This is a genomic window from Streptomyces sp. NPDC047117 (genome assembly GCF_040643545.1).
In the GTDB taxonomy this organism is placed as follows: domain Bacteria; phylum Actinomycetota; class Actinomycetes; order Streptomycetales; family Streptomycetaceae; genus Streptomyces.
In genome coordinates, this window is the sequence record NZ_JBEYUN010000006.1 from 21,530 (window position 1) to 48,509 (window position 26,980).

The following is a 26,980-nucleotide window of genomic DNA, read 5'->3' on the forward strand; positions in this document are numbered from 1 at the left end:
GCCGCGGTCCGGACGCGCCACGCACGATGCGTACCGTGAGCGAACACGAGTGGTTGCGGGAGCGGTGCTACGCGCGGGCGCGCAGGTCCGTGCCGGAGGCGCGGGCATTTGCCGCGCGCGCCTTCGCGGAGTGGGGGCTCGGGCCCCGTACGGACGACGCGTTGCTGTGCGTGAGCGAGCTGGCGACCAACGCGCTGCGGCACGGCGTACCCCCGGGGCGGGCGTTCCGGCTCCGGCTGTACCAGTACGCCGACGACGGCGGCACCGTACGGATCGAGGTGCACGACTCCGGGCCGGGATGGCCACGTACCCCGTCACCGCCGCCCGGCGCGGACGCGGAGCGGGGCCGAGGGCTGCTGCTCGTCGCGGCGCTCGCCGACAAGTGGGGCGTCTACGAACGGGATCCCGGAAAGGTCGTCTGGGGCGAGTTCGCGGCGCACGAGAGTTAGCCTCGGTGGGATGCGGCGAGGCCTTCAGCCAAAGGTCTCAATGCCCTGATCAGCGTCAGTCTCGTGATCTACGCTGAACTCCCGTGCGGTACACGGCGGGAGGGGGAATGGTGTGAACGGCGGCGATCCCGGTACGGGTGGCAACGACGCCAGGGCCATTGGCCAGGGGCGGGTCTACCAGGCGTCCGGCGACCAGCACATCATCGAGCACCATCACCATGGCTCCGAGGGCGGCCCGGCCGGTGGCGCCGATGGGGCCGGTGGGGCGTGGTCCGGTCTGGACTCCGTCCGCTGGCCTTCCGTGGGCCGCGCCCCCGCGGTCCTGCGAGACCGCACCGACCTGATGGGCCGCCTCCGCGCCGGCGTCGCGCCGGGCGCGGGCGGCCAGGTGTACGTCCTGCACGGCCTCGGCGGCTGCGGGAAGACGGCCGTCGCGTACACCCTCTTCCAGCACGCGACGTCCGAGGCCGACCGCCTCGGGCTGTGGGTGAACGCCTCGGACACCGCGTCCTTACGGACAGGCATGCTGGCGGTGGCGGCCGACCGCGGTGCGGGTGACGGCGAACTGACCGCGGCCCGCAGCGGTCTACGGGCCGCGGCCGACCTGGTCTGGGACCACCTGGACCGCTCCGACCGCCCTTGGCTCCTGGTCCTGGACAACGCCGATGACCCTGCGGTCCTCCGTGATGGGGGCTGGCTCCGCACCAGCCCCCGCGGCACGGTCCTGGTGACCACCCGCCAGGCGGCCCGCCACTGGTGGCCCGGCGCGGAGCTATTGCAGGTCGGTGTGCTTCCCCGGGAGGACGCGGCTCAGGTCCTGTGCGACCTGGCCCCGGAGGCCGGCACGGTGGAGGAGGCCGCCGATGTCGCCGAGCGCCTGGGCCGCTTGCCTTTGGCCCTCACCCTCGCCGGCGGATTCCTCGCCCACCAACTCATCGATCCGTGGACGATGGCCCAGTACGGCGCCAACCTGGACGGTGGCCAGGGGCTGGACCCCATAGAACTCCTTGACCAGGGCGCGCTGACCGCCGGCGGCAGCGATGCCCGGCACCTGGTGAGCAGCACCTGGCAGTTCTCCCTGAACGCCCTCACCGCCCAGGGCCTCCCGGAATCCGTCACCCTCCTCCGCCTAGTCTCGTGTTGGTCGGGTGACCCACTGCCGCTGTCACTCCTCTCCGGCCTCTCCACCGGTGACGACTTCCCGGAGCGGCGCGTAGAGGCGGCCCTGCGAGGCCTTCTCGATCAGTCCTTGACGGAGATAGTCCCGGGCGGAGTGCGGTGCCTCCGTACCCACGGGGTGCTTTTGGACAGCGTGTGGCGGAGCACGCCGACGGAACAACGCGATTCACTGGCCACGACAGCGGCCCAACAGTTACTGGCAGCCCTCCCGGAGGTCCCTCATCGCGGCGACCGCGATCCCCGTACGAACCTCTTGGCGCCGCATGCCGTGGCGCTGCTGCGTCGGGTGGCGGAGGGGCCGGAAGCCGGCCGCCCAGCAGTTGAGGCCGCCGTCGAGGCCGCGCTGCGAGTGGTGATCGCGTTGCACCGGGGTGGGGACTACGCCCCTGCACTGACAGTGGCGGAAACTGCCGTCGAACTCGGAGAGCGACAGCTGGGCGCAGAACACCCGGCACTGTTGAGACTGCGCGAACGCGTGGGGCGGGCTCTGTACCGCCTCGGTCGGTTCGACGAGGCCGAAACGAATTACCGCCAGGGTCTCGCCGCCTGTGAGCGTGCACTTGGTTCCGACGCCCTAGCTACCTTGACGTGTTGCGAGGGACTGGCTCGCCTTTTGATGGCCGTCTACGACTCGTCGGCAGAGGCTGTTGGGCTTGTGCGGCGTGTCGTGGCGGGACGAACGTCAGTACTGGGGCCCGCCCACCCACTATCGCTGCTCGCGCGGGCCTACCTCCTAGAGGCTCCCAAAGGGCAGGAACTGGTCGAAGAGCTTCCGGCTGGACAGGACTTGATCGAGGAATGCCGTCGCGAACTCGGGCCGGAACACCCGATCACTCTGATCGCGCAGCAGAACTACGCTTACGCTCTGGTCGGCCTCGGCATGGTCGCCGAGGCGTTGCCCATGGTCCGGGAAACAGTTGCGGCATACGCAGAAAAGTTCGGCCCAGAGCATCCGGTTACGTTGACCGCGCGGACACTTCTCGGGCGGACACTCGCTGCTCTCGACGAGCGCACGGAGGCCGTCGAGCATGCCGAAGCCGTCGTGAACGGCCGGACGAGAGTCCTCGGGCCGGAACACCCGTGGACCGTGGCGGCCAAGCAACGGCTGGACCGATTCCGGGCCGACTGAGCAGGAGTGTTCCCCCGGCGGCCGTGGACGAAGCGCTGAGCGAGTACCGCGGTGAGGTGCTGGCAGATCATTAGCTGCCTGTTAGTGAGACGCCAACGTGATCTTCGAAGCTGATTGTCGTCCGGGAGAGACGAGCGAACCAGCTACGGGAGAAGCCGATGAACACCGCCACCACCAACCGTTTCCGCGGCCGCGCCGGCCGTCGCCTTGCCGCCGCCGTTGCTGTTGCCGCGGCGTTGGGTCTGGGGGTCACGGCCTGCGGGCAGGGGGACGATGCGGCGGCGGGTACCACCGGCTCCTCGGCCTCGGCCCAGCACGACGGAGGCTCCGCCAACAAGGGCAGCTCCGGCAGCGCGGCCGACATCGGCAGCAAGACGGCGCCCGAGGGGGGCGGCCTGGCCAACGCGGGAAACCATAAGATCGTCGAAGGCAAGCTGGAGTACATGGCTCCCGGCAAGCTGATCGTCAAGCGCCAGGACGGCGGCATGGACCAGGCGTTCTTCGTGGCCAACGCGACCAAGATCCTCGGTGCGGCCTCGATCTGCTCCGATGACCCCGATGGCGGCGTGACCATCGGCGACGACGGTTACGGCACCTCGGAGTGCACCGTGGAGCAGCTGGAGAAGGCCGCCAAGACCGAGGCCGTCACAGTCCGCGTCACTATGAGCACGAAGTCCGGTGCTGCCGAGACGGTCGAGGAGAAGTACCACCCGTAAGCCCCGCACGCCGGGCGCGTACGGAAGCAGGGAAGCCCTGCCGGACATGGTCCCGGCAGGGCTTCCCTGCGACTCCGCGCCAGTGGCGGCGGCTCAGGTGCTCAGAGCCGCTCGGGCGTCCGGATGCCCAGGAGGGACATGCCGCGGTGCAGCGTGCGGGCCGTGATGTCGCAGAGGAAGAGGCGGTTCTCGATCTGCTCGGTGGTGTCGGCCTTCAGGACCGGGCACTGGTCGTAGAAGGTCGTGTAGAGGGAGGCGAGCTGGTAGAGGTACGCCGTCAGCTTGTGCGGCGCGTACTCCTTGGCCGCCTCCGCGACCAGGTCGCCGAACGCGTCCAGGTGGAGGCCCAGCGCCCGCTCCGCCGGGGCCAGTTCGAGCTCCGGGTGCGGCACGGGGCCGGTCTCGCCCGCCTTGCGGAGGATGGACTTGATGCGGGCGTGCGCGTACTGGATGTACACGGATGTGTCGCCGTTCAGCGACACCATCTGGTCCAGGTCGAACTTGTAGTCGCGGTTGGCGGACGTGGAGAGGTCCGCGTACTTCACCGCGCCGATGCCGACCTGGGCGCCGCGCTCCTGGATCTCCTCCTCGGTGAGGTCGCGCGCCTTCTCGCGCACCACCTCGGCGGCGCGCTGCGCCGCCTCGTCGAGCAGGTCCTCCAGGCGGACGGTCTCGCCCGCACGCGTCTTGAACGGCTTGCCGTCCGCGCCGAGCACCGTGCCGTAGCCCATGTTGTGGGCCGTGACCTCGTCGTTCAGCCAGCCCATCCGGCGGGCCGTCTCGAAGACCATCTTGAAGTGCAGCGACTGGCGCACGTCCACGACGTACAGCAGGGTCGTCGCCTTCAGGCCGAGGGCGCGGTCGCGGATCGCGGAGAGGTCGGACGCCGCGTAGCCGAAGCCGCCGTCCGCCTTCTGCACGATCAGCGGGACCGGCTGGTCGTCCTTGCCCTTGATGTCGTCGAAGAAGACGACGAGGGCGCCCTCGGAGCGCACCGCGACGCCGGACTCCTCCAGCAGCCGGGCCGTCTCGGCCATCATGTCGTTGTACGCGGACTCGCCGACGATCTCGTCGTCCCGGATCTCCATGTCCAGCTTCTCGAAGACCGAGTAGAAGTAGACCTTCGACTCGTCCACGAACCGCTGCCAGAGCTCCAGGGTCTCCTTGTCGCCGGACTGGAGGGCCACGACCCGCTTCCGGGCCCGCTCCTTGAACTCCTCGTCCGCGTCGAAGACCTCACGCGACGCCTTGTAGACCCGGTTCAGGTTGCTCATCGCCTGCTCGCCGTCGACGTCGGCGGCCGGGGCCAGCTGGTCGGGGTTCTCGATCAGGTACTGGATGAGCATGCCGAACTGGGTGCCCCAGTCGCCGATGTGGTGGCGGCCGATCGTCTTCTCGCCCGTGAAGTCCAGCATGTGGCGCAGCGCGTCACCGATCACGGCGGACCGCAGGTGGCCGACGTGCATCTCCTTGGCGACGTTCGGCTGGGCGTAGTCGATCACCGTCGTGCCGGGGTTCGCCGCGTACGGCACGCCCAGCCGGTCGTCGTCGGCGCGCGCCGCCAGCGTCTTCACGATCGCCTCGTCGGTGATCGTGATGTTGAGGAAGCCGGGGCCGGAGACCTCGATGTCCTTGATCAGCTCGGGGGCCTCGATGCCCGCCACGACCTTGGACGCCAGCTCGCGCGGGTTGCCCTTGAGCTTCTTCGCGAGCGCCAGCATGCCGTTGGCCTGGAAATCGGCCCGGTCGCTACGTCGCAGCAGCGGGTCCGCGGCGCCGGCCTCCGGCAGGGCTGCCGAGAGGGCGTCGGAGACGCGCTGGTTGACCGTTGCGGCGAGAGAAGGGACCGAAGCCATGGAATGCTGCCGTTCCGTCGGAGGGGAGAGGTGGTCGGGGTTTGCCGCCAGTATTTCACGGCGGGGTCGGCAGCCCTTCCGGGTTTTTGCCGCCGCCGGGCCCCGGGCGCCGGGGGCATTGATCACGGGGGCGTCTGGGACAATGGAACGGCCAGGTGTGCGGCCTGGGCGGGCCCGCTGCCGGATCACGCACCGGCGCGGTACGACCGCCGGGGTGCCGGACCGGGCTCACGACCGTAAGCGACCACGTGATCCACCATGTGGTCGAGCGAACGCGCGAAGCAGAAAAGGAAGGGCCGACCGTGGCTCAGAGCACCGAGACAACCGACTGGGTCTCCCGTTACGCGGATGAGGTCATCACCGAGTCGGAGCGTCGCGCGCCTGGCAAACCGGTCGTCGTCGCTTCCGGCCTGTCCCCCTCCGGCCCGATCCACCTGGGCAACCTGCGTGAGGTCATGACCCCGCACCTGGTCGCGGATGAGGTCCGCCGCCGCGGGTACGAGGTCCGCCACGTGCTGTCCTGGGACGACTACGACCGGTACCGCAAGGTCCCGTTCGGCGTCGAGGGCGTGGACGACTCCTGGGCCGAGCACATCGGCAAGCCGCTGACCAGCGTCCCGGCCCCCAAGGGCTCCGCGTACCCGAACTGGGCGGAGCACTTCAAGGCCGCCATGGTCGACGCGCTCGCGCAGCTGGGCGTCGAGTACGACGGCATCAGCCAGACCGCGCAGTACACCTCGGGCGTCTACCGCGAGCAGGTCCTGCACGCGATGAAGCACCGCGGTGACATCGACGCGATCCTCGCCCAGTACCGCACGAAGAAGGCGCCGGCGAAGAAGTCGCAGAAGCCGGTCGACGAGGCCGAGCTGGAGGCCGCCGAGGGCTCCGGCGCGGCCGGTGAGGACGACGGCAGCGGCGGCGGCGCGGGCTACTTCCCGTACAAGCCGTACTGCACGGTCTGCGGCAAGGACTTCACCACCGTCACCGCCTACGACGACGCCACGACCGCCCTCACCTACACCTGCACCTGCGGGCACGGCGAGACGGTGCTGCTGAGCGAGTTCAACGGCGGCAAGCTGGTCTGGAAGGTCGACTGGCCCATGCGCTGGGCCTACGAGGGCGTGATCTTCGAGCCGAGCGGTGTCGACCACTCGTCTCCGGGGTCGTCGTTCCAGGTCGGCGGGCAGATCGTCGGGATCTTCGACGGCAAGCAGCCGATCGGCCCCATGTACGCCTTCGTGGGGATCTCGGGCATGGCGAAGATGTCGTCGTCCAAGGGCGGCGTGCCCACCCCGGCCGACGCCCTGGAGATCATGGAGCCGCAGCTGCTGCGCTGGCTGTACGCGCGGCGCCGCCCGAACCAGTCGTTCAAGATCGCCTTCGACCAGGAGATCCAGCGGCTGTACGACGAGTGGGACCGGCTGGACGCCAAGGTCGCCGACGGCTCCGTGCTGCCGGCCGACGCGGCGGCGTACGCCCGTGCCGTCGGGACGGCGGCGGGCGAACTGCCGAAGACGCCGCGCCCGCTCCCGTACCGCACGCTCGCCTCGGTCGCCGACATCACCGCCGGGCACGACGAGCAGACCCTGCGCATCCTCAGCGAGCTGGACCCGGAGAACCCGGTCGGCTCGCTGGACGAGGTCCGGCCCCGGCTGGACCGCGCCGAGCAGTGGATCACCAGCCAGGTCCCGGCCGACCAGCGGACCATCGTCCGCGAGGAGCCGGACACCGACCTGCTGGGCTCGTTGGACGACCAGGCGAAGGAATCGCTGCGGCTGCTGCTGGACGGCCTGGACACGCACTGGTCGCTCGACGGGCTGACGCACCTGGTCTACGGCGTGCCGAAGGTCCAGGCGGGCTTCTCCGCCGACGCCACCGCGAAGGAACTGCCGCCGGAGATCAAGACCGCCCAGCGGACCTTCTTCGCGCTGCTGTACCGCCTGCTGGTCAGCCGGGAGACCGGCCCGCGGCTGCCCACGCTGCTGCTCGCCGTGGGCGCGGACCGGGTGCGTACGCTGCTCGGCGCGTAGCCGTCGCGCGCCCGCCCTCGCGGAGGGCGCGCGGCTGCGACTTTCGGCGGATGCCGTGCACGACGGGCTCGGCCCCGGGAACGATGTTTCCCGGGGCCGTTTCCGTGACCGTGGACACATGAAGGGTTATCCGAAGGCTTTCCTCGGGCTCGTCGGCTGGCTCGCCCTCATCCAGGGCGCGATGGGCCTCGGCGGGCGGTTCTTCACCGACTCCGAGTGGGGCCTGCTGCACCGCTGGGTCGACACTCCCCCGCTGTGGGCGTACGCGACGATGCTGATCGTGGGCGGCGCGGTCGTGTGGTGGAGCGAGGCGGACCGCAAGAAGACGAGCGGGGCCGGGGCGAAGACCTGAGCCGTCCGGTCAGGCGATGTGCTCGGCCGGTCAGGCGATGTGCTCGGTCTCCATCTCCTGGCGGAAGCGGCCGCGGAAGTCGCGCACGTACGTCCGCAGATAGTTCTCGCTGAGCGGGCCGACGCCGTCCCTGCCGGTGACGCCGTAGTTGTTGAGCAGGTAGCGGGCGAACTGGTGCGGGTCCGGGAAGTCGTTCTTCTCGGCCACGTACGAGCGGAACGCCACGTAGAACTGCTCATCGCGGGAGAGGCCGTCGGGCAGCGACTCCATGGGCGGCTCGGGGACGTACTCCGGCTCGAAGCCCGGCTCGAACTGAGGCTGGTACTCCGGCTGGTACTCCGGCCCGGGTTCGGCTGCCATCCGTTGCTCGGGGACCGGGACCGGCGCGCCCGCGTTGCCGAGAGGCCGGCTGCGGCCGGGACCGACGGGGACGGTGATCCGGTCGGCGGTCCCGTCGGGGGCGGGGAGAGGCTCCTGGTGGGCGGGGGCGGGCTCGCTCGGAGCGGGAGCGGTCCCGCTCGGGGCGGGCGCGGGCGCCTCGGCCTGCTGGACCGGCCCGGCTGCTTGGAGCGACTCGGCTACCTGGACCGGCTCGGCCGGCTCGACCTGCGTCGGGTGCTCCCGCGGTGCGGCGTCGAGCCCCGCCGGGTCGAGCGCCGCCGCATCGCGCCCTGCCGCGTCGCGCCCCGCCGTCTCGCGACCCGCCGGGTCGAGTTCGGCGCGGCGCACCGGGTTCTGCGGCTCGCGTGCCGGTTCGAGCCCCGCCGCCGCGAGCCCCGCCGGGACCGTCTCGGCCAGCGGCACCCCGTACCGGGCCAGCCGCAGCGGCATCATCGCCTCCACGGGCGCCTTCCGCCGCCACGCGCGCCCGTACCGGGACCGCAGCCGCGCCTGGTACACCAGCCGGTCCTGCTCCAGTTTGATCACCTGCTCGTAGGAGCGCAGCTCCCAGAGCTTCATCCGGCGCCACAGCCGGAACGTCGAGGCGGGTGCCAGCAGCCAGCGGGAGAGCCGGACGCCCTCCATGTGCTTGTCGGCGGTGAGATCGGCGATCCGCCCGACCGCGTGCCGGGCCGCCTCGACCGCGACGACGAAGAGCACGGGGATCACCGCGTGCATCCCGACGCCGAGCGGGTCGGGCCAGGCCGCCGCGCCGTTGAAGGCGATCGTCGCGGCCGTCAGCAGCCAGGCGGTCTGCCGCAGCAGCGGGAACGGGATGCGGATCCAGGTCAGCAGCAGGTCGAGGGCGAGGAGAACGACGATCCCCGCATCGATGCCGATGGGGAAGACGTAGGAGAAGGCGCCGAAGCCCTTCTGTTCGGCCAGGGCACGGACCGCCGCGTACGAGCCGGCGAAGCCGATCGCGGCGATCACGAGCGCGCCCGCGACGACGACACCGATGAGTATTCGGTGCGTACGGCTCATCCGCATCGCGGCCACCCGCGATCCCTCCCCGCACTCGGCTGACTGGCGCGCCTAGCCTGGCACACCTCGCAGGCCGAGGGCGGGGAGGGCCTCAGGCGTTACCCGAGTGGTACGGCGGAGCCGGGGCCCATGGGGCGGGTATGCCCTACTTGTTCGCCTGGGCGATCGCGTTGACGGCCTGCTTCGCGGCCTCCTGCGAGTCCTTCACCATCTCGTCGCCGTCCGGCGCCTTGGCACCGGCCAGGCCCGCGCCGTTGAAGTTGATGGTGACCACGGCGTTGGCGGTACGGGCGACGAGCGTCTGGTTCTTGAAGTCGTTGCCGTCCTTCTTCAGGTCGTACGTGACCATGGTCGCCTGGTCGCCGATGCCCTCGGCGTTCTCGCTCTTGACGTTCTTGGCGTCCTTGGTGGTCTTGGCCGCGTCGACCTGCTTGTTGAAGAAGCCGTTGGCGCGCTTGTCACCGGAGCCCAGGGCCGGGTCGGAGTCGTAGCGCTGCAGGTTGACCGCGAGCCAGCGGAACTGGGTGCCGTTGATGCCGCCCTTGCCCTGCCGCTCCTCACTGCTCCAGGTGCAGGTGCCGTGCGCGGCGGTGTCGCTGCTCTTGCCCTCCTCGCCGCTCTCGTCCTTCACGGCGGGCAGCATCTTCTTGACGCGGTCCTTGGTGATGGCCTTGCAGGGGTCGGGGAGCTTCTTGAACTTGCCCGGCGCCACCTTCGGCGAGGAGCTCGGGGCCGCCGACTTCGAGGCGTCGCCGCCCGAGTCCTTGCCGGAGTCGTCGGAGCAGCCGGCGACGAGCATCACCGGTACGGCTGCGCAGGCGAGGTAGCTGGCGAGTCGCTTGGCTGAACGGTGCATGGTTCCTTCGCTTCATCGTCGTGCGAGCGGCCGTTCCGCGCGCAGGGCCCAGGTGGCCCCTGGGTCGCACGGTACGCGGCGGCCGGGCGCCGGTGGCCGATTCACGTCGTTACTCGCCGACGGTAACCGGTCGCAGCGACCGGTACCGCTCATCCGGTCCAGTGCGCGGCGAGCTCCGCGGCCAGCTTCTGGGCCTTTTCCTGCAGCTCACGACGGTCGGGGAGGACCGAGGTGTCGGTGGACCACTGGTCGTACTCAATGGTGACGATCACATTCGACGACCGGAAAACGACCGTGATGTCGCGGTGTACGCCGGAATCCGCCGTGACCAGCGCATCATCCAGGAAGGCGGCGTCGCCCAGGTCGTCGAGCGGGCGCGGCGCGAGGCTCGCGGCCGTGTCGGGGGACTCGTCGGAACCGGAAGAATCGGACGGGTCGCCTTCGCCCGTCCGGGTGTCGGACGGCTGCGTGGCGTCGCCGGAGCCCTTGCCGGGCGTCCTGCCGGCGGTCTCGTCGTCGCCCTTCTGGCGCGCCGACGGGCTGCCCGACGGGTCGGCGGCGGCGCCCTTGCCGCCGGAGGGGCGGTCGCCGCGCTCGTCAGCGGCCCCGGCTCCGGACCCGGACGACTGCGTGCCCTTCCCGGTCTCCCCGCCCTGCGTGCCGCTCTGCTTCTCGTCCTGCTCCCCGTCCTGTTTGCCGTTGGAGCCCTTCTCGCTCCCGGCCGAGCCCTTCTCGCTGCCGGTCGGGGTCGGGGTCCGGACCGGCGGGGTCTTCGCGGCGTCGCTGGGGATGTGGGCCGCCAGCTCCTTCTTCGCGTACAGCTCCTGGGCCTTGTCGTCGTCGCTGGCGGACCCGTCGTACGACACGACGCGCTGCAGGTCGACGGTGAGGTGGCGGCTGCCCTCGGACGTCTCGCGCTTCCAGCGGCAGCCGACCCGGCGGTCGGTGTCGAAGGTGATGTCGGCCTGGCCGCGGTAGACCTTGTCGGCCTCGGCGGACGTCTCCGAAGCGCCGTCGGTGGGCAGCAGGCTGCGCAGCGTGCTCCGGCCGGGCAGTCCGCAGGGCTCGGGCAGCGAGTCGAACCTGCCCGGTTCGGCGACCGGCGCCGACGAGGTGCTGTCGCCGCTCTTGGAGTCGTCGGCCCCCGCATCGGCGTCGGAGCCGCCGGAGCAGCTGGTGAGGAGGGTGGCCAGCGCCACGGCCGCCGCTACCGCGGCCCCTCGTACGGACGACCTTCGCTGCACCGTCACCGGCTCCTTCCGTACGAAATCCGGTTGCCGCCCAACGGCGGCTGATGGACACAATGTCTACCGCACGCATCGCCGCGCATGCCGGTCCGCCGTCGTTGATCGGGTGCTTTGTCCGCGATTTGCGTTTCTCTCTTTATTTGCGTTTTCTATCGTTTCGGGGGAATGAGGAAGTCATGTCGTACGTGGAAGTGCCTGGTGCGCAGGTACCCATCCGCATGTGGACGGACCCGGCCACGGTCGAGGGCGCCGCGCTGCAGCAGCTGCGCAATGTCGCGACCCTGCCGTGGATCAAGGGCCTCGCCGTGATGCCCGACGTGCACTACGGCAAGGGCGCCACGGTCGGCTCGGTCATCGCGATGCACGGCGCGGTCTGCCCGGCGGCGGTCGGCGTCGACATCGGCTGCGGAATGTCCGCGGTCAAGACCTCCCTCACGGCGAACGACCTGCCCGGCGACCTCTCCCGCCTGCGCTCGAAGATCGAGCAGGCCATTCCGGTGGGGCGCGGGATGCACGACGACGCGGTGGACCCGTCCCGCCTGCACGGCTACGCCACGGCCGGCTGGGACGACTTCTGGACCCGCTTCGACGGCATCGCCGACGCGGTCAAGTTCCGTCAGGACCGGGCGACGAAGCAGATGGGGACGCTCGGTTCGGGCAACCACTTCATCGAGTTCTGCCTGGACGAGAGCGACTCCGTCTGGCTGATGCTGCACTCCGGCTCCCGGAACATCGGCAAGGAGCTCGCCGACTTCCACATCGGCGAGGCCCAGAAGCTGCCGCACAACCAGGGCCTGGTCGACCGCGACCTCGCCGTCTTCATCGCGGACACCCCGCAGATGGCGGCGTACCGCAACGACCTGTTCTGGGCGCAGGAGTACGCCAAGCACAACCGCGCGATCATGATGGCGCTCTTCCAGGACGTCGTCCGCAAGGAGTTCAAGAAGGCCCGCCCGACCTTCGACCCGGTGATCTCCTGCCACCACAACTACGTGGCGGAGGAGCGGTACGAGGGGATGGATCTGCTGGTGACGCGGAAGGGGGCGATCCGGGCCGGGAGCGGGGACTACGGGATCATCCCGGGCTCGATGGGCACCGGCTCGTACATCGTGAAGGGACTCGGCAACGAGAAGTCCTTCAACTCCGCTTCGCACGGCGCCGGTCGGAAGATGAGCCGCAACGCCGCGAAGAAGCGTTTCTCCACGAAGGACCTGGAGGAGCAGACGCGGGGCGTGGAGTGCCGCAAGGACTCCGGTGTCGTGGACGAGATCCCCGGCGCGTACAAGCCCATCGAGAAGGTCATCGACCAGCAGCGCGACCTGGTCCAGGTCGTCGCCAAGCTCAAGCAGGTCATCTGCGTGAAGGGCTGAAGTCCAGGACCTCACGTACATGACGTTCCCTGTCAGTGGCAGCGTGATCTTCCAGCGTCTCAGTGTCCTCCCTCATACGAGCGGAGGACACTGAGCGTTTGTCGTGCCGCGTGGGGGGGCCGCGCGAAACTGCTTCCACTTGCTCACGCATCGTTCGGCGGTGCTGCGGCGCCGGTACCGGGCCTAGGGCTCCCAGGCTTTCCGCCGTGTGCATGGCTGGGCACAGGGCTCGCCGTTCCCTGCACGCATCGGTCTCATGACGTCATATCCGATCGCTTTCCCCTTCGCCGTCACGCCGCGTGGCGGGAGCCGTCAGGCTGTCCTGCATTTCCTGGTGGTTGGTGGTTTGAGGCTGAGAGGGCGATGTGACCGAGCGGAGCCAGCTTGCGGGGAGTCTGCCTGCGGAATCGACGGAACTGATCGGGCGGCGGACCGAGCTGGTGGAGATCCGTCGGCTGCTCGCGGAGGCGCGGCTGGTGACGCTGACGGGGGTCGGTGGGGTGGGCAAGACACGTATGGCGCTGCGGGCCGCTCACGAGGTGCAGCCGTTCTTCCGGGACGGGGCGTGGTGGGTGGAGCTTTCCCCGTTGCGGCACGGTGCCGTGCTGGCGCACGCCATCGCGGAGGCGCTGCCGCTGGCGGATCAGACGACGCGCCCGATGATCGATGTGCTGGTGGAGTATCTGGCCGACCGCGAGCTGCTGTTGGTGCTGGACACTTGTGAGCATCTGGTGGACGTGTGCGCGTTGGCGGCCGAGGCGATGCTGAGAGGGGCGCCGGGTCTGCGGATCCTGGTGACAAGCCGCTGCCAGCTCGACATGGTCGGGGAGCGGCTGCTGACCGTCGCGCCGTTGCCCGTGTCCGAAGACAGCGAGGACGAAGACACCGGTGAGGCGGGTGCGGTCGCCCTGTTGGCCGCCCGTGCGGCCGAAGTAATACCGGGCTTCACCGTCACCGACAGCAACCGGCCGGACTTGGTACGTCTGTGCCGGCGCCTGGACGGTCTGCCGCTCGCCATCGAGCTGGCCGCCGCCCGGCTGCGCGAGCTGTCCATGGCTGAACTGACCGAACGCCTGGAGGACCGTTACGCGGTCCTCGGCACCACTGACCACGTGGTGAGCGATGCCGAACCGCCCTGGCACCAGGCGCTGCGTACCGCGATCGGCTGGAGTCACGAACTGTGCACCCCGGCAGAACGGCTGATCTGGGCACGGCTGTCGGTCTTCGCAGGTGGTTTCGACGCCGAGACGGCCCGGCAGGTGTGCACCGACACCCACCTGTCGGAGGACGAGATCCCGGGTCTCCTGGCTTCGCTGGCCGACAAGTCCATCCTGAACCGGCAGCCGACAGGGGGCGGCGAGCGCTACCGGATGCTCGACACCATCCGCGAATACGGTGCCGGATGGCTGCGCGGCCTCGGCGAGGAGGACGTACTGCGCCGTCGGCATGTCGTCCACTACGCGTCGCGGCTGCGTCATTTCGCCGACCGCTTTCTCACCTCCGAGCAGGTGCCGCTGTACCGGGGCTCGGTGCCCGAGCGCGAGAACCTGCGCGCCGCCCTCGGTTATGCCCTTGACGGCGGCGGTGACAGCGCGGTGGCGTTTACGGCGGTGATGTGGTCGTACTGGACATGTGCCGGGCAGCCCCGCGAGGCGGGCCACTGGATGGATCTGGCGCTCGCGCGCGCCCCGGAGCCGTCCGCTGACCGGTTCGCGACCCTGGCGTGGAGTTGCACCTACGCGACGTACCGGGGTGAACACGCGGTGGCGCAGCGGTTCGCGGACGAGGCGCAGGAGGTGGCCGACCGGCTCGGCGACCTCCGTCTGGCCGGATATGCCGCCATGAGCCGCGGGATGGCCCTGGCCTACGGCGGCGAGACCGACACGGGCCTGGACCTGCTGTGCCGGGCGACCGGTATCTTCCGCGACGTCGGCGACGCCGTGGGCATGCGCTGGGTCGCATTTCGCCGCGGCCTCACCCACACCATCGCCGGCAACCTCGGCGCCGGACTCGCCGACTTCGCCGAGGCGCTCGACCTGCTCGGCGAGGGCAGCGAGGAGAGTTACCTCACGGCGTTCACTCTCATCTCCATGGGCATCGCCCACGTTCTCTCCGGGGATATCCCCGCCGCCGACCGGGCCGGGCGTCGCGCCCTTGAGTTGCAGTTCGCGCGCGATGACCTGCTCGGCTCAGCGGCCTCCCTCAGCCTGCTGGCCTGGGTCTCCGCACAGGACGGCCGGCATCCCCGCGCGGCCTGGCTGTTCGGCGCGGCCGGCGCGGTGTGGGCACTGGCGGGCGCGACGCCCTTCGTCGGCAACCCGAAGCTGGGAGCCCTGCACGCCCGGTTCGCGGCCGCCGCCCGGCAGGCGCTCGGCGACCATCGCTACGAGTCGCTGCACCACCAAGGCGCGAAACGGTCGCGATCGACCGCCGTGCAATTCGCCGTGAGCAACTGCGACGAGCCTCCTGCCGCCCGCGGCGAGGCTGCTGCGGCCTGGGCAGGCGCCGACGCGCTCACGCGCCGCGAGCGGGAGGTCGCCGCGCTGGTCGCGGCGGGCCTAACGGACCGCGAGATCGCCAAGCAGCTGGCCACCTCCAAGCGCACTGCCGCCGCTCACGTCGAGCACATCCTCGCCAAGCTGGGCCTTTTCTCCCGCTCCGAGGTCGCCGCGTGGCTGCGCGGAGAACGGGGCGAGCCGCGCCCTACGTAGGCGCTGCTCGGCGGGAACACCACCGTGACGTGCGACAACTCCACCGCGGACAACCATCGATCAAGGGGGCTTGGGGAAAGTGTGGAGTCCTTGGGGCGCTGCCACCACAACTACGTCGCCGAGGAGCGGTACGAGAGTGGACACAGCCCGTACCGCCGGGACCGGGCCAGTACGGAGTGGTGACGTCCGACAGCCAGTCCCGCAGCTCCTGGGCCTCCGTCCCCCGGAAGGCAGTGACGATCATGTGGTCGTCGGCCATCGTGTACGCCTGGGTGTCCTCCAGCGGGAACGGCGGCGTGAACCGCGTGTGGTGGTGCCGTACCCGGCCGAAGCCCCACTCGGCGGCCTGCTGCTCGATGACCTCCGGCTCCTTGTAGGCGAGTTGCGCCGCCCTGGCCATCGCGTAAGCGCGCTGCAGGCTGTATTCCGTGGAGCGGTGATCGAAGACGGGTGCAGGCATGGGCTGCTCCTTCGGTGACGCCGTCCGCTCGGCGGTTCGCCACGGCAGGCGGATGCGGCAGGCCGATATGGCAGGCAGTGTGGTGTCGCCGCTGTGCCGCGTACAGAAGGGTCCCGGCCGAACCGCGGGATGCTCCTCGGTGTCCGGTGGCGGGCCTGCTGCGGATGCAGCGCGTGGGCGCGGCCGGCCTTCACCTGTTCTTTCTGGTGCGTTGCCGGTTCATGCGGATGCGGATCGTGGTGCCCTGCGGGGTGGTGCGCATGTCGGCGGCGTCGCTGAGCCGGCGGATGATCCACAGGCCGCGGCCGTCGAGGCCGGCGGTGCTGGGCGGCAGGTAGCCGGCCAGGGCGGTGTTCAGCGTGCCGTGCGGGTCGGTCACCTCGCAGTAGATCTCGCCCGGCGTGGTCCAGATGCGGCAGCGGCCGAGGCCGGCGCCGTGGCGCACGGCGTTGGCGGCGGCCTCGTCCACGCACACCAGCAGGCTGTTGATCCGGTCGGCGGAGAGCCCTGCCCGGCGCGCCAGCCGGGCGGTGAAGTCCCGCAGTTCGGCGACCTGCTTCGGACCGTCGAAGCGGAACTGCCGTGCGTCCCGGGGCGGGGCGGGCAGCGGCACGCTGTCGCAGGCCGCGCTGAAGTCCTCCGGCGCGACGTGCGCGGGGTTGGGCCGGTGCTCCCCGCCGGTGGTCAGTGTGGGGTGGGTGAGCTGCGCGGTGTGCAGGAGCGCGGTCGGCAGCGCGCGGGTGTCGTACGGGCACAGATGCCAGGCGCCGGTCGAGGCGAGGGCCGGCGTGAGCAGCGCCTCGTACCGGGTCCATTCGCGGACCTGGGCGGACGAGAGGCCCGCCCAGGGCGTCTCGCCCAGGACCCGGGAGCGGCCACGGGCGGCGCGGGCCCTGTCATGGAAGTCGAGCAACGCCTGCGCGGGGGTGCGGTACCAGGCGAGGGCGAAGGTGGCCTCGTCGGCCCGCGCGGCCAGCTGTCGTCGCAGGAGGGCGGTGTTGTGCGGGGTGGTGGCGATGAACACCGGCTCTCGGGCATCCAGGCCGTCGCGGGCGAAGGGGACCGCGGCGGCCAGGAACTGTTCGTCGTTGCCGTAGAGCAGCAGGTGGTGCGCGTGGCGGGCTGGGCCCGGCCCCGCGGACGCACGTGACTCAGTCATCGCAGTCTTCCTCCAGGAGAGTCAGGGGAAGCTCGGGCCGGGTCCAGCCGCAGGCGGCCAGCATCTGCCCGATGATCGGTGTCCTGGTGCAGAGGATCAGGCGCCGGCCGGGTGCCAGCAGTTCGGCGTAGGACACCAGCGCGTACAGGGAGGCGAAGCTGAAGAACGTCACCCTGCACAGATCGATAGTGACCCTGTCGGGGGCTCCGTCGAGGGCGAGCAGGTGCGTGAGGAAGGCGTGCTGATTGGTCAGGTCGACCTGGCCCGACAGGCGGAGGCCCGGCGGGGAGGCGGTACGCCAGATTCGCAGTTGTTTGTCGGCGTAGGCGGGCGGCCGCACTGGGGGCCTCTTCCCTGCGCACACCGCGACGCTTCCCGAGGCGGGCCTGAACCGCGGCTGCCCGGCCCGGAGACCGGGGATGCCCCACGGTGCGGCGGCGGTAGGTAGCGGCCGATCACACGGGACCGGAGGAACGTCCGCCGGCGGCATGGCGCTTCTCCTGTCCGAGGCCGCCGAATGCCCGCAGCAGAAAGGCGCTCGATACCGGTGGAGGCATCCACGGATTTTCTCCGGGGCTACGCCGGTCCGCCGCGTCAAAGCGGGCACCGGAGGTGCACATTCCGTACCGTCCGGCACCACGTCACCGCTGGTCGCTTCCCGCCCCCGCTTCCCGCCCCTGAGTGAGGGGAAGGGCCCGCCGGCCGGGTCAGTCGTCCTGCGCGTCGGCGGGCGGGGTGTCGTTCCGGAGGTCGGCCACCGCCCGGCGGACGCGCTCCGCGCGGCGCCGGGCCTCGTCGGCCCGACGCGACGAGGCCGGGCCGAGCCGTTCGTACTCATCGGCCAAGGCGTCCTGGGCAGCGCCGAGCGCGGCGGCCGCCTCCGCGAACAGAGCCCCCAGGCGACCCACCCTGGCTTCCAGATCCTCGTGCGGGGCGGGCCCCTGAGTGGCCCGGAACGCTTCCGAGGCGGCGATCTCCCGCTCGACGGAGCGCTGTTCCCGTTCGTCGCGCGCGTCGGCGCGGTGCAGCGCGGCCTCACTGCGGTCCAGCCGGTCATGGCTGGCTTCCATCAGCCCCCGGGCCCGCATGATCGCCTCGTGCGAGCGCTGCCGTGGGCTGGGGGCCGACCCTCCCGTCGCACGGGCCCGCCGGTCCATCCGGTCCTCCCACGCAGCGAGCCGCTTCTCCCGCGCGTCCGCGTCGGCCTCCCGCGCGTCCGCGTCGGCCTCCCGCGCGTCCGCGGAGGCCTCCCGCGCGTCGGCCACGCGCTCGCGGTCGTCGGCCTTGCGCTCTCGCTTGTCGGCCCTGTTCTCGCGGTTGTCCGCCCTGCGCTCGCGCTCGCCGGCCGCCCGGTCCTGGCCGACGGCGGTGTCCCGCTCATCCGCACGGTGCGCGGGGTCGGCTGTGTCGTGCTCCTTGCCCGGCCGATCCCTACTCATAGTGGCAGTATGCCCGGCTGCCTCCGGGGGGGCCACACAATGTGACGGCCGAGAGGCGGCATGTGCCCCCGGCAGGGTGACGGTGTGCGGCGGGGCCCGCCCCCGGGCTGTGAAGGTTCAGCTTGTCCCGCCACCTTTCCGGACGGGACAAGCCTGACCGAGCGCCGGCCCCGGGTGCCCGCCCTCGACTTGAGCGGCAGGTACCCGCGAGCCGCTCTTCCACGCCCGCCGGGTGTCAGAAGAAGGTCGCGGCCCGGCCGCCGGTCACGGCAGCGGCCGCGGGCCGCCGGTCCTCAGCGCAGCTCCTGGATGCGGATCTGGTTGCCCGCGGGGTCGCGGAAGGCGCAGTCGCGGACCCCGTACGGCTGCTCGGTCGGCTCCTGGATCACCTCGGCGTCGCCGGCCTGGAGCCGCTCGAAGGTGCCGTCGAGGTCCTTGGTGGCGAGCATGATCCAGCCGTAGGTGCCCTTGGCCATCATCTCGGCGATCGTGCGGCGTTCGTCGTCGGTGATGCCGGGGTCGGCGGCGGGCGGCGCCAGGAGGATGCACGTGCCGGACCCGCCAGGAGGGCCGACCGTGATCCAGCGCATCGTGCCGGTGCCGACGTCGCTGCGGACCTCGAAGCCGAGGACGTCGCGGTAGAAGGCGAGGGAGGCGTCCGGGTCGTCGTGCGGAAGGACGCTGGTGTGAAGGGTGATGTCCATGTCTGTCACGCTAGCTACCGGTCCGTGGCGCCGCTTCTCGATTCCTGACCGGTCTGGTCACCTGTTTCGCCACGCACGCCGGCAGCTCCGCCGACCCGTCGGCCGCCAGGCGCCGGTACTCGCTGGGCGGCATGCCGACCAGCTCCTTGAAGCGGGTGCTGAAGGTGCCCAGCGACGAGCAGCCGACCGCGAAGCAGACCTCGGTGACGCCGAGGTCGCCGCGGCGCAGTAGTGCCATCGCGCGCTCGACCCGCCGCGTCATCAGATAGCTGTACGGCGACTCGCCGTAGGCCAGCCGGAACTGGCGGCTCAGGTGCCCCGCGGACATGTGCACGCCGCGCGCGAGCGCCTCGACGTCCAGCGGCTGCGCGTACTCCCGGTCGATCCGGTCGCGGACGCGGCGCAGCCGTGCGAGCTCGCGCAGATGCTGTGCCGCGGCGGGTCTGCTGGTCACGTGCACGATCGTGCCACGTCCCGCCGGAGTTCACCGGCGTCCGGCCGATCCGGAGGGCAGGGGTGCCGCCGGTACGGGAAGGCGGTTCGCTCTGCTCCGTACCGTGGACACGGCTCCGTCCGGCGGCGTATTTCCGGAAGGCGAGGGGCTCGCGGCAAGCGGAGCGGTGGCATCCTGAAAGCGTTCCTGTCCTGCCGCGGTTGCCGATTCCGCCGTGAGCGACAGGGGATCCGGCCGAGACCCCGCCCGCCGAGAACCACTCGTGCCATGGAGTCGGCCATGCCCACTGAACCCACGGAGCACGCCGGGGGACCCACCGCGCGTGAGGAAGAGCTCGCCGCCGCGTTCGTCGAACTCGCCGACACGCTGGTCGCGGACTTCGACATCATGGATTTTCTGCACCTCCTCACCGAGCGGGCGGTCGCCCTGCTGCCGGTGGATGCCGCCGGCGTCGTGCTGCTCGACGCCCGCGGCCGGCTGGTCGACGCCTCCGCCTCCGACGAACGGACGCGGCAGCTGGAGCTGGCGCAGATCGAGTGGGAGGAGGGCCCGTGCCGGGACTGCACCCGCACCGGCAGCGCGGTCCCGTACACGCTGCTGGACGCCCCCGAGGCCCGGGCCCGCTGGCCGCGGTTCACCGGCTGGGCGCTGGCGCGGGGGTTCGCCGGGGTGGCCGGCATGCCCCTGCGGCTGCGGGAGCGGAGCGTCGGCGCCCTGAACGTCTTCCGCTGCTGTCGCGAGGCCCCGAGCAGGACCGAACTGCGGCTGGGGCAGGCCCTGGCCGATGTGGCCACCATCGGCATCCTTCAGTACCGGACGCTGCGCGATCAGAGCCTGGTCGACGAGCGGCTGGAGGACGCCCTGGGCAGCCGCGTCGTCATCGAGCAGGCGAAAGGGGTGCTCGCGGAACGCCTGCACGTGAGCCTGGACGAGTCCTTCGAGCGCCTCCGCGCGCGTGCGCGCGACCGGCGGGTGCCGCTGACCGACCTCGCCCGAGCGGTGATCGACGGCCGCGCGGACGTCGCCGAGCCGGCTGATCCGTCACCACCCGGTTCCTGAATGCGCCGCTTCCGCACTCCTGATGCGGAGATCCGATGCCGATGAGCCCGGAGGACCCGGTCAGCCCCGAGATGGCGGCCGTCCTCGCCATGTTCGCCCCCGCCGCGCCGGGCCTGGCCCAGGTGCCGGCGGACCGGTGCGCCGAGACGCTAGGGCTCACCGGTGTCACCGTCTCGGCCCTGACCCGGGGCCGGAGCCTGGAGCTGATCTGGCACGCACCGGCCGACACCCTCGGGGCCGCCCTGGAGGACCTCCAGTACACCCTGGGCGAAGGGCCGTCGCTGGAGTGCGCCCACCACAACCGGGCCGTCCTCGAACCGGACCTCGCCCGCACGCCCGAGACCCGCTGGCCGGTGTTCCTGCCCGACGCGCTGCACGTGGGGGCCGGTGCCTTCTTCGCGTTCTCGCTGCGGATCGGCGCCATCCAGCTGGGCGTCTTCGCCGGTTACCGGACCCGCCCGGGGGCGCTCGGCCCCCAGCAGTACCGCGACGCGCTGGCCTTTACGGACTCGGCGACGTATCTGCTCCTGGGCGGCGTGCCCGCCGCCGGGGGCCGGCGCGACCCGCTGGCCGACCTCGCCGCGCTGCACCGCGCCGAGGTCCACCAGGCCACCGGGATGCTCTCCGTGCGCCTCCGGATCTCCCTGGACGAGGCGCTGCTGGCGATCCGTACCGAGGCGTTCAGCAGCGGCCGGCCCCTCCTGGAGGTGGCCCGCGATGTCATCGCCCGCCGGGAGACCCCGGACGTGCCGTCCGCCGACTGATACCCGGGCGGGACGGCGAGAGGGCCGGACCCCGGGTGGGATCCGGCCCTCTCGGACGTGGCGGGTGTGCGGTCAGACCGCCGGCTGGGCTTCCGGCTGTCCCGGGGACTGCACGGGGCCGGCCGGCAGGCCCGCCTTGTACAGGGCGTCCCAGGTCGTCGGGGAGACCACGCCGTCGGGGGCGAGGCCGTGGTCGGCCTGGAAGTGGGCCACGGCCGCCAGGGTGTTGGCGTCGAAGGTGCCGTTGAGGTTGTTCCAGCCCAGGTACTGGCGGTTGGCCAGCAGGCACTGGATCTGGGAGACCTGGTCGCCGGCCTCGCCGAGGGCCACGGCGCCGCGGTTCTCGGAGAAGGCGCACGCCGCCGGGCCGTGCACGACGTTGTCGCCCATGGCGGCGGAGGCGGGCGTGGCGAGCAGGCCGGTGGTCAACAGGCCCGCGCCCGCGGCCAGGACGGCCGCGCGCTTGAGGGCCCTGCCGGGCCTGCGGAAACGGGGGGTGGGGATACGGAAAGTGCTCACGCGGGTCCCGTGCCCCGCGGGTGGAAAATCATGTGGCGTGATCGTTGTGGATCTTGTGAAGGTCCGTCGCCGGTGGTGTGCCCTACGCGTCCACGGGGTACCAGCGCAGCTCGACGGTGTTGCCGTCCGGATCGCGCACGTAGAGGGACTCGGCCGTGCCGCGGGCGCCGAAGCGCTTGCCGGGGCCGTCGACGACGGTGAACACGCCGGAGTCGACGACCTGCTGCCAGTCCAGCGGCGCGACGACCAGGCAGAGGTGGTCGACGTTGGCGCGGGCCGGAGCGCCGTCCTCGCCGGCGGCGTCCGGGGCCGACACCAGGTCGATGATGGTCGTCGGGCTCACCCGTACCGAGGGGAACGGCACCTCGCCGGCCCGCCATTCGTCCACCCGGACCGGTTCGAGGCCCAGCGGCCCGCAGTAGAAGTCCAGCGCGCGTTCGACGTCGGCGACGTTGAGGACCAGGTGGTCGAAGGCGGTGACGGTCACGGGAGCGGGGACGGCGCGCATGGTGGCTCCTTCGCTGGGATGCGGACACCGGGACCGTATCCGCGGGCCGGCGGACCGCACATCGGCCGTTCGGCCTCCGTGCCGGACGGGCGGCCCGGGACGATGGTCCTAGGACCCGGGCATACGTCAGGCCTCGCGGTGGACCTTGGTGTTGGAGGCCTGCGCGCGGGGGCGGACGACGAGGAGGTCGATGTTGACGTGGGCGGGCCGGGTGACCGCCCACGCGATCGTGTCGGCCACGTCGTCCGCGGTCAGCGGCTCGGCGACGCCCTCGTACACCTTGGCGGCCTTCGCCTCGTCGCCGCGGAAGCGGGTGAGCGCGAACTCGTCGGTGCGGACCATGCCGGGCGCCACCTCGATGACGCGTACGGGCTGCCCGCACAGCTCCAGGCGGAGCGTCTCGGCGAGGACGTGCGCGCCGTGCTTGGCGGCCACGTAACCGCCGCCGCCCTCGTACGTGCCGTGGCCCGCGGTGGAGGAGAGGACCACGACCGTGCCGTCGCCGGAGGCGGTCAGCGCGGGCAGCAGCGCCTGGGTCACGTTCAGCACACCGAGGACGTTGACCTCGTACATCGTGCGCCAGTCGGCCGGGTCGGCGGTGGCCACCGGGTCGGTGCCGAGCGCGCCGCCCGCGTTGTCGACCAGGACGTCGCAGCGGTCCAGGGAGGCCGCGAAGGCGTCGACGGCGGCGCGGTCGGTGACGTCCAGGGCGTACGCCTCGGCGTGCGGCAGCTCGGCGGCCAGCGCTTCGAGGCGGTCCTTGCGGCGCGCGACGAGGATCACGCGGTATCCGGCCTCGGCGAGCTTCCGGGCGGTCGCGGCACCGATGCCGCTGCTCGCTCCGGTGACTACGGCGGTACGGGCGGCGGTCATACGTGCTCCTCGGCGTACGGACGTACGGGTGTACGAGTGGGCGGTACGCGATCAGAATATGCGCAGCCGGCCCGGGGCCGGGGAGGTCCGCCGGGCCGTCACCGCCCCCGCGGCGCGTACATGATCAGGGCCATGCCGGCCAGGCAGACCAGGGCGCCGGTGAGGTCCCAGCGGTCGGGCCGGTAGCCGTCCGCGACCATGCCCCAGACCAGCGACCCGGCGACGAAGACACCGCCGTACGCGGCCAGGATGCGGCCGAAGTCGGCGTCCGGCTGGAGCGTGGCGACGAACCCGTACGCGCCCAGGGCCAGTACGCCGGCGCCCGCCCACACCCAGCCGCGGTGCTCCCGCACGCCCTGCCAGACCAGCCAGGCGCCGCCGATCTCCAGGAACGCGGCGAGGACGAAGAGCACGGCGGAGCGGAAGATCGACATACCGGCAGCGTATGCGGGCCGCCCGGACCGGCACCGCCGCGGCGCCGGCCCTGGCGCTCACCCCCGGGCCGGTGCCGCCGCGGCCGGCTGCTGCTCGGCCGGGCCCGTCCAGCGCAGCAGGGCCGCCGCCAGGGCGTCCGCGCGGGCCGCGCGGTCCATGGTGTCCGTGGCCCAGGCGATGTAGCCGTCGGGGCGGACGAGCAGCGCGGTGCGCCGGTGGCCGCGCCACGTGCCGTGCGCGAGGCGGGTCTCGTCCCGGCCGCCCAGCTCCGGCGTCTCGTACGCCGGGGTGATGAGCACGAAGCGGTTGCCGCGCAGCACTTCGTAGAGGCGGCTGCCGTCGGCGAGCCGGATGTCGGGCGCGCGCCGGCCGGTGAGCGGGTGGTCGCCGCGGCCGCGCCGGTAGGCGATGCCGATGCCGGAGACCTGCGCGACGGCGCGGCGCGTCACCGGCGGCAGCCGCTTGACGACCTGGCCCACCAGCACGGCGGCGGCGCGCTGCGCGCGGGTCTGGAGCAGGGCGAAGCGGATGAGCGCGCCGCTGGAGCGCAGGACCGCGCGGCCCACCGGGTGGCGTTCGGCGTGGTACGTGTCCAGCAGCTCGTCCGTGGCCCGGCCGCGCAGCACCGCGATCAGCTTCCAGCTGAGGTTGGCGGCGTCCTGGAGGCCGGTGTTCATGCCCTGGCCGCCGGCCGGGGAGTGGACGTGGGCCGCGTCGCCCGCGAGGAAGGCCCGGCCGACGCGGTACTCGGGTACCTGCCGTTCGTCGCTGTGGAAGCGGGACATCCAGCGGGCCTCCTGGAGGCCGTAGTCGGTGCCGTGCGCGAGCCGGGTCAGCTCGCGGACCTCGGCCAGGTCCACCGGCGCGCGGTCGTCGGTCTGCCGGTGGCGGTGCCAGGCGATCACCCGGAACCAGCCGTCACCGAACCCCGCGACGAGCGCGAAGGCGTCGCCGTCCGCCTTGGCGACGAGCGGCTCGGCCGGCGGCTCGGCGAGCCGTACGTCGGCGAGCACGACCGACCGGATGACGGCCTTGCCGGGGAACGGCAGGCCGAGTGCCCGCCGCACGCCGCTGTGCACGCCGTCGGTGCCGGCCAGGTAGGACGCGCGGTACTCGCCGGTGGCGCCGTCCGTGGTGCGGACCGTGGCCGTGACGCTGTCCGCGTCCTGGCGGACCGCCGTGACCTCGTTGCCGTACGCGAAGGTCACGCCGGCCTTGCGGGCCCGCTCCTCCAGCACCCGCTCGACCTCGAACTGCGGTGTGACCAGGACGTACGGGTAGCGCGTGGGCAGCCCGGTCGGGTCCATCCGTACGTCGCCGAAGAGCTGGAGCGAGGTCACCGGATGCCCGGTGGCGATCACGTCATCGGCCAGGCCGCGGGAGTCGAACTGCTCCAGGGTGCGGGCGTGCACGACCAGGGAGCGGGTGAGGTTGCTGATCCCCGGGGCGCGGCGCTCCAGCAGGGTGACGTCGAGGCCGGCCTCGGCGAGGTCGCCGGCGAGCAGCAGGCCGGTGGGGCCGGCGCCGACGACAAGGACGTCGGAGGTGGGGTGCGGGGCTGTGGTGCGGGTCGTGGTGCCGGATTCGCGGGACATGGCCGCCTCCTGTGCCAACGGTCGTTGGTCAACGCTTGTTGGCAACGTACGACTGCAGCCCTGGCGTGTCAACAGCTGTTGGCCTACGCTTGTTGACATGGCTGACATCGAGCCCTCAGCGCGGCCCCGCCGCTCCGATGCGACCCGGGCGGCGATCCTCACCGCGGCGCGCGACCGCTTCGCCGCCGAGGGGTACGAACGCGCGACCATCCGGGCCATCGCCCGGGACGCCGCCATCGACCCGTCCATGGTCATGCGCTACTACGGCAACAAGGAGGGGCTGTTCCTCGCCGCCACCGAGATCGACCTGCGGATGCCGGACCTGTCCGCGGTGGACCGCTCCGAGCTGGGGGAGCGGCTGGTACGCCACTTCCTGGCCGTCTGGGAGAGCGACGAGCGGCTGACCGGGATGGTGCGGGTCGGCGTCACGGTGGACGCGGGCGCCGAGCGCCTGCGGTCGATCTTCCGGGACCAGCTGGGGCCGGTGATCGCGGCGGTCTGCCCGGTGCCGGACGAGGCGCCGGTCCGGGCCGTGCTGATCGGCTCGCAGATCGTGGGCATGGCGCTGGCCCGCTATGTCGTACGGGTCCCGCCCGCCGTCGGGCTCGGCCACGACGAGGTCGTCGCCTGGCTGGCGCCGACGGTGCAGCGGTACCTGACGGCGGAGCGGCCCTGAGGGCGGGCCGCATCCGTCGCGGCGCCGGGCGTGCTCACGGCAGCGGGGTGCGACCCGCGGCGGCGCCGGGCGTGCTCACAGCGGGGTGGCCGCCTGGAGGACGAGGAAGAGCGCGACCGTGGCGTTGACGGAGGAGAGGGCCGAGGCGAGGGTGCCGGCCGCCGCGACGAGGGTGGCCAGCCCGGCGGGGGTGAGCGCCGGAGGCAGGCTGCGGGCCGGCGGCCCGGGGCCGAGCAGTGCGGCCACCCGCCGCGGCACGGGGCCCGGCGCGGCGAACGACGCCAGCCCCGCGAGCGGGGAGCCGCCGGTGACCAGGGCGGCCTTGCCCACCGCGCGGGCCGTGGCCCGGCGGTCGCCGACCGCACGCGCCGCCTCCTCGTCCGCCCAGCGTTCGGTGCAGAACTCCGTCGCCGTACGCAGCGGCAGCAGGAACGGATTGGCCCGCGCCGCGAGCTGCACGGCCAGCAGATAACGGTGGTGACGTCCCGTCAGGTGCGCCCGCTCGTGCGCGAACAGGGCCCGCCGCTCGCGCGAGTCCAGCAGCGCCAGCATCGCCGTGGAGACCACGATCCGGCCGCGACCGGAACGCCGGGCCGGCAGCGCGTACGCGTACGCCGCGGTGTCCGGCAGCACCGCCACCGGCGAGCCGGGCAGTCCCGCCAGCGCGCGGGCAGCGCGGCGGCGTACGCGCAGATGGCGCCGGAGCGTGCGGCCGCCCGCCACGGCCACCGCGAGCAGCGCCGGGATCGCGGCCTTCCCCGCGACCTCGTCGTACGGGACGGCGGCGCGGACCTCCGGGTCGGACCAGCCGTCGGGCAGCGGGTTGCCGGGGAGCTGGGCGGTGCCGACGACCATGATCAGGGCGAGGCAGAGCGTGCTGCACACGGCCAGCACGGCGGCGACCCCGGCCAGCAGCCGGGTGGCGCTGCGGGGGTGCAGATGCTGCTCGGCCAGGCGCGCGACCGGCCAGGCGGTGAGGGGGAGGACCAGGGGCAGGAAGACGAACACGCCCACG

At 72.0% G+C, this 26,980-nt stretch carries 25 protein-coding genes and 1 pseudogene; 10 read left to right on the forward strand and 16 right to left on the reverse strand.

From position 1 onward, the window contains the following. Positions 1–35 precede the first annotated feature (35 nt). The 3 genes from ABZ840_RS12940 (at position 36) to ABZ840_RS12950 (ending at position 3,473) form a co-directional block, all read left to right on the forward strand. Positions 36–449, forward strand: a complete 414-nt coding sequence (locus tag ABZ840_RS12940; RefSeq protein WP_361557845.1) for an ATP-binding protein — start codon at positions 36–38, stop codon at positions 447–449. Between the two features lie 343 nt (positions 450–792). Then, the gene (locus ABZ840_RS12945; protein ID WP_361558781.1) at positions 793–2,757 is read left to right on the forward strand and encodes a tetratricopeptide repeat protein; all 1,965 of its coding nucleotides are present in this window, start codon (positions 793–795) and stop codon (positions 2,755–2,757) included. Between the two features lie 158 nt (positions 2,758–2,915). Continuing rightward, positions 2,916–3,473, forward strand: a complete 558-nt coding sequence (locus tag ABZ840_RS12950; protein ID WP_361557848.1) for a hypothetical protein — start codon at positions 2,916–2,918, stop codon at positions 3,471–3,473. A gap of 101 nt (positions 3,474–3,574) precedes the next feature. On the opposite strand, the gene argS is transcribed toward ABZ840_RS12950, so the two are convergent. Then, positions 3,575–5,329 carry an arginine--tRNA ligase gene (argS, locus tag ABZ840_RS12955; RefSeq protein WP_361557851.1) on the reverse strand — a complete coding sequence of 585 codons (1,755 nt, stop codon included), beginning with the start codon at positions 5,327–5,329 and terminating at the stop codon, positions 3,575–3,577. 302 nt (positions 5,330–5,631) lie between these two features. Between argS and lysS the strand changes: the two genes are divergently transcribed. Both lysS and ABZ840_RS12965 read left to right on the forward strand, forming a co-directional pair. Beyond that, on the forward strand, positions 5,632–7,359 hold the full coding sequence (lysS, locus tag ABZ840_RS12960; RefSeq protein ID WP_361557854.1) for a lysine--tRNA ligase: 1,728 nt from the start codon (positions 5,632–5,634) through the stop codon (positions 7,357–7,359). Between the two features lie 118 nt (positions 7,360–7,477). Continuing rightward, positions 7,478–7,711: a hypothetical protein gene (locus ABZ840_RS12965; RefSeq protein WP_361557857.1), complete on the forward strand. Its 234-nt coding sequence runs from the start codon at positions 7,478–7,480 to the stop codon at positions 7,709–7,711. 30 nt (positions 7,712–7,741) lie between these two features. Here ABZ840_RS12965 and ABZ840_RS12970 read toward each other — a convergent pair whose 3' ends face one another. From ABZ840_RS12970 to ABZ840_RS12980, 3 genes are all read right to left on the reverse strand, one after another. After that, positions 7,742–9,136 (reverse strand): DUF2637 domain-containing protein, encoded by a 1,395-nt coding sequence (locus tag ABZ840_RS12970; protein WP_361558784.1) that lies wholly within the window; start codon positions 9,134–9,136, stop codon positions 7,742–7,744. Positions 9,137–9,281: 145 nt separating this feature from the next. Continuing rightward, complete coding sequence (locus ABZ840_RS12975) at positions 9,282–9,992, reverse strand: DUF3558 family protein (RefSeq protein WP_361557859.1); 711 nt, start codon at positions 9,990–9,992, stop codon at positions 9,282–9,284. A 149-nt stretch (positions 9,993–10,141) separates the two neighbouring features. Next, positions 10,142–11,236 (reverse strand): hypothetical protein, encoded by a 1,095-nt coding sequence (locus ABZ840_RS12980; protein WP_361557861.1) that lies wholly within the window; start codon positions 11,234–11,236, stop codon positions 10,142–10,144. 179 nt (positions 11,237–11,415) lie between these two features. On the opposite strand from ABZ840_RS12980, the gene ABZ840_RS12985 reads away from it, so the two are divergent. Next, positions 11,416–12,609 carry an RtcB family protein gene (locus ABZ840_RS12985; RefSeq protein ID WP_361557864.1) on the forward strand — a complete coding sequence of 398 codons (1,194 nt, stop codon included), beginning with the start codon at positions 11,416–11,418 and terminating at the stop codon, positions 12,607–12,609. Positions 12,610–12,974: 365 nt separating this feature from the next. Further along, positions 12,975–15,320: a LuxR C-terminal-related transcriptional regulator gene (locus ABZ840_RS12990; RefSeq protein ID WP_361557867.1), complete on the forward strand. Its 2,346-nt coding sequence runs from the start codon at positions 12,975–12,977 to the stop codon at positions 15,318–15,320. A 136-nt stretch (positions 15,321–15,456) separates the two neighbouring features. Here the strand turns inward: ABZ840_RS12990 and ABZ840_RS12995 are convergent. The 6 genes and pseudogenes from ABZ840_RS12995 to ABZ840_RS13020 form a co-directional block, all read right to left on the reverse strand. Beyond that, positions 15,457–15,780 (reverse strand): annotated as a pseudogene (locus ABZ840_RS12995) (lipase family protein); the annotation flags it as partial. 190 nt (positions 15,781–15,970) lie between these two features. After that, positions 15,971–16,939 carry a sensor histidine kinase gene (locus tag ABZ840_RS13000; protein WP_361557870.1) on the reverse strand — a complete coding sequence of 323 codons (969 nt, stop codon included), beginning with the start codon at positions 16,937–16,939 and terminating at the stop codon, positions 15,971–15,973. Beyond that, entirely contained in the window at positions 16,932–17,279 is a 348-nt protein-coding gene (locus ABZ840_RS13005; protein WP_361557873.1) for an STAS domain-containing protein, read from the reverse strand. The genes ABZ840_RS13000 and ABZ840_RS13005 overlap by 8 nt, the downstream gene beginning before the upstream one ends. 367 nt (positions 17,280–17,646) lie before the next feature. Further along, positions 17,647–18,378, reverse strand: coding sequence for a hypothetical protein (locus ABZ840_RS13010; RefSeq protein ID WP_361557876.1), 732 nt, complete (start codon positions 18,376–18,378; stop codon positions 17,647–17,649). A gap of 293 nt (positions 18,379–18,671) precedes the next feature. Next, a complete protein-coding gene (locus ABZ840_RS13015) occupies positions 18,672–19,082 on the reverse strand; it encodes a VOC family protein (RefSeq protein ID WP_361557879.1) in 411 nt (136 codons plus the stop codon). A gap of 10 nt (positions 19,083–19,092) precedes the next feature. After that, positions 19,093–19,536: a helix-turn-helix transcriptional regulator gene (locus ABZ840_RS13020; RefSeq protein ID WP_361557880.1), complete on the reverse strand. Its 444-nt coding sequence runs from the start codon at positions 19,534–19,536 to the stop codon at positions 19,093–19,095. Between the two features lie 279 nt (positions 19,537–19,815). On the opposite strand from ABZ840_RS13020, the gene ABZ840_RS13025 reads away from it, so the two are divergent. Further along, on the forward strand, positions 19,816–20,595 hold the full coding sequence (locus ABZ840_RS13025; RefSeq protein ID WP_361557882.1) for a GAF and ANTAR domain-containing protein: 780 nt from the start codon (positions 19,816–19,818) through the stop codon (positions 20,593–20,595). Positions 20,596–20,630: 35 nt separating this feature from the next. Beyond that, positions 20,631–21,359, forward strand: a complete 729-nt coding sequence (locus tag ABZ840_RS13030; RefSeq protein ID WP_361557885.1) for an ANTAR domain-containing protein — start codon at positions 20,631–20,633, stop codon at positions 21,357–21,359. A 72-nt stretch (positions 21,360–21,431) separates the two neighbouring features. Here the strand turns inward: ABZ840_RS13030 and ABZ840_RS13035 are convergent, their stop codons facing one another. The 5 genes from ABZ840_RS13035 to ABZ840_RS13055 form a co-directional block, all read right to left on the reverse strand. Further along, the gene (locus ABZ840_RS13035; RefSeq protein WP_361557888.1) at positions 21,432–21,878 is read right to left on the reverse strand and encodes a peptidoglycan-binding domain-containing protein; all 447 of its coding nucleotides are present in this window, start codon (positions 21,876–21,878) and stop codon (positions 21,432–21,434) included. 82 nt (positions 21,879–21,960) lie between these two features. Continuing rightward, positions 21,961–22,365 carry a VOC family protein gene (locus ABZ840_RS13040; protein ID WP_361558787.1) on the reverse strand — a complete coding sequence of 135 codons (405 nt, stop codon included), beginning with the start codon at positions 22,363–22,365 and terminating at the stop codon, positions 21,961–21,963. Between the two features lie 147 nt (positions 22,366–22,512). Beyond that, positions 22,513–23,259, reverse strand: coding sequence for an SDR family oxidoreductase (locus tag ABZ840_RS13045; protein ID WP_361557891.1), 747 nt, complete (start codon positions 23,257–23,259; stop codon positions 22,513–22,515). A 98-nt stretch (positions 23,260–23,357) separates the two neighbouring features. Beyond that, positions 23,358–23,693 (reverse strand): YnfA family protein, encoded by a 336-nt coding sequence (locus ABZ840_RS13050; protein ID WP_361557894.1) that lies wholly within the window; start codon positions 23,691–23,693, stop codon positions 23,358–23,360. A 57-nt stretch (positions 23,694–23,750) separates the two neighbouring features. Further along, positions 23,751–25,289, reverse strand: coding sequence for an FAD-dependent oxidoreductase (locus ABZ840_RS13055; protein ID WP_361557897.1), 1,539 nt, complete (start codon positions 25,287–25,289; stop codon positions 23,751–23,753). 97 nt (positions 25,290–25,386) lie between these two features. On the opposite strand from ABZ840_RS13055, the gene ABZ840_RS13060 reads away from it, so the two are divergent. Next, a complete protein-coding gene (locus tag ABZ840_RS13060) occupies positions 25,387–25,965 on the forward strand; it encodes a TetR family transcriptional regulator (RefSeq protein WP_361557899.1) in 579 nt (192 codons plus the stop codon). 75 nt (positions 25,966–26,040) lie between these two features. On the opposite strand, the gene ABZ840_RS13065 is transcribed toward ABZ840_RS13060, so the two are convergent. Beyond that, positions 26,041–26,979, reverse strand: coding sequence for a M56 family metallopeptidase (locus tag ABZ840_RS13065; RefSeq protein WP_361557902.1), 939 nt, complete (start codon positions 26,977–26,979; stop codon positions 26,041–26,043). Position 26,980: the final 1 nt, after the last annotated feature.

Excerpts from the sequence above, each read along its gene's own strand:
- ABZ840_RS13045 (WP_361557891.1), bottom strand. The coding sequence starts at position 23,259 with ATGACCGCCGCCCGTACCGCCGTAGTCACCGGAGCGAGCAGCGGCATC.
- ABZ840_RS12965 (WP_361557857.1), top strand. The coding sequence starts at position 7,478 with ATGAAGGGTTATCCGAAGGCTTTCCTCGGGCTCGTCGGCTGGCTCGCC.
- ABZ840_RS13015 (WP_361557879.1), bottom strand. The coding sequence starts at position 19,082 with ATGGACATCACCCTTCACACCAGCGTCCTTCCGCACGACGACCCGGAC.
- ABZ840_RS13050 (WP_361557894.1), bottom strand. The coding sequence starts at position 23,693 with ATGTCGATCTTCCGCTCCGCCGTGCTCTTCGTCCTCGCCGCGTTCCTG.
- ABZ840_RS12985 (WP_361557864.1), top strand. The coding sequence starts at position 11,416 with ATGTCGTACGTGGAAGTGCCTGGTGCGCAGGTACCCATCCGCATGTGG.
- ABZ840_RS12970 (WP_361558784.1), bottom strand. The coding sequence starts at position 9,136 with ATGAGCCGTACGCACCGAATACTCATCGGTGTCGTCGTCGCGGGCGCG.
- argS (WP_361557851.1), bottom strand. The coding sequence starts at position 5,329 with ATGGCTTCGGTCCCTTCTCTCGCCGCAACGGTCAACCAGCGCGTCTCC.
- ABZ840_RS12975 (WP_361557859.1), bottom strand. The coding sequence starts at position 9,992 with ATGCACCGTTCAGCCAAGCGACTCGCCAGCTACCTCGCCTGCGCAGCC.
- ABZ840_RS12945 (WP_361558781.1), top strand. The coding sequence starts at position 793 with ATGGGCCGCCTCCGCGCCGGCGTCGCGCCGGGCGCGGGCGGCCAGGTG.
- ABZ840_RS13060 (WP_361557899.1), top strand. The coding sequence starts at position 25,387 with ATGGCTGACATCGAGCCCTCAGCGCGGCCCCGCCGCTCCGATGCGACC.
- ABZ840_RS13000 (WP_361557870.1), bottom strand. The coding sequence starts at position 16,939 with ATGACTGAGTCACGTGCGTCCGCGGGGCCGGGCCCAGCCCGCCACGCG.
- ABZ840_RS13055 (WP_361557897.1), bottom strand. The coding sequence starts at position 25,289 with ATGTCCCGCGAATCCGGCACCACGACCCGCACCACAGCCCCGCACCCC.
- ABZ840_RS13010 (WP_361557876.1), bottom strand. The coding sequence starts at position 18,378 with ATGAGTAGGGATCGGCCGGGCAAGGAGCACGACACAGCCGACCCCGCG.
- ABZ840_RS13030 (WP_361557885.1), top strand. The coding sequence starts at position 20,631 with ATGCCGATGAGCCCGGAGGACCCGGTCAGCCCCGAGATGGCGGCCGTC.
- ABZ840_RS12950 (WP_361557848.1), top strand. The coding sequence starts at position 2,916 with ATGAACACCGCCACCACCAACCGTTTCCGCGGCCGCGCCGGCCGTCGC.
- ABZ840_RS13025 (WP_361557882.1), top strand. The coding sequence starts at position 19,816 with ATGCCCACTGAACCCACGGAGCACGCCGGGGGACCCACCGCGCGTGAG.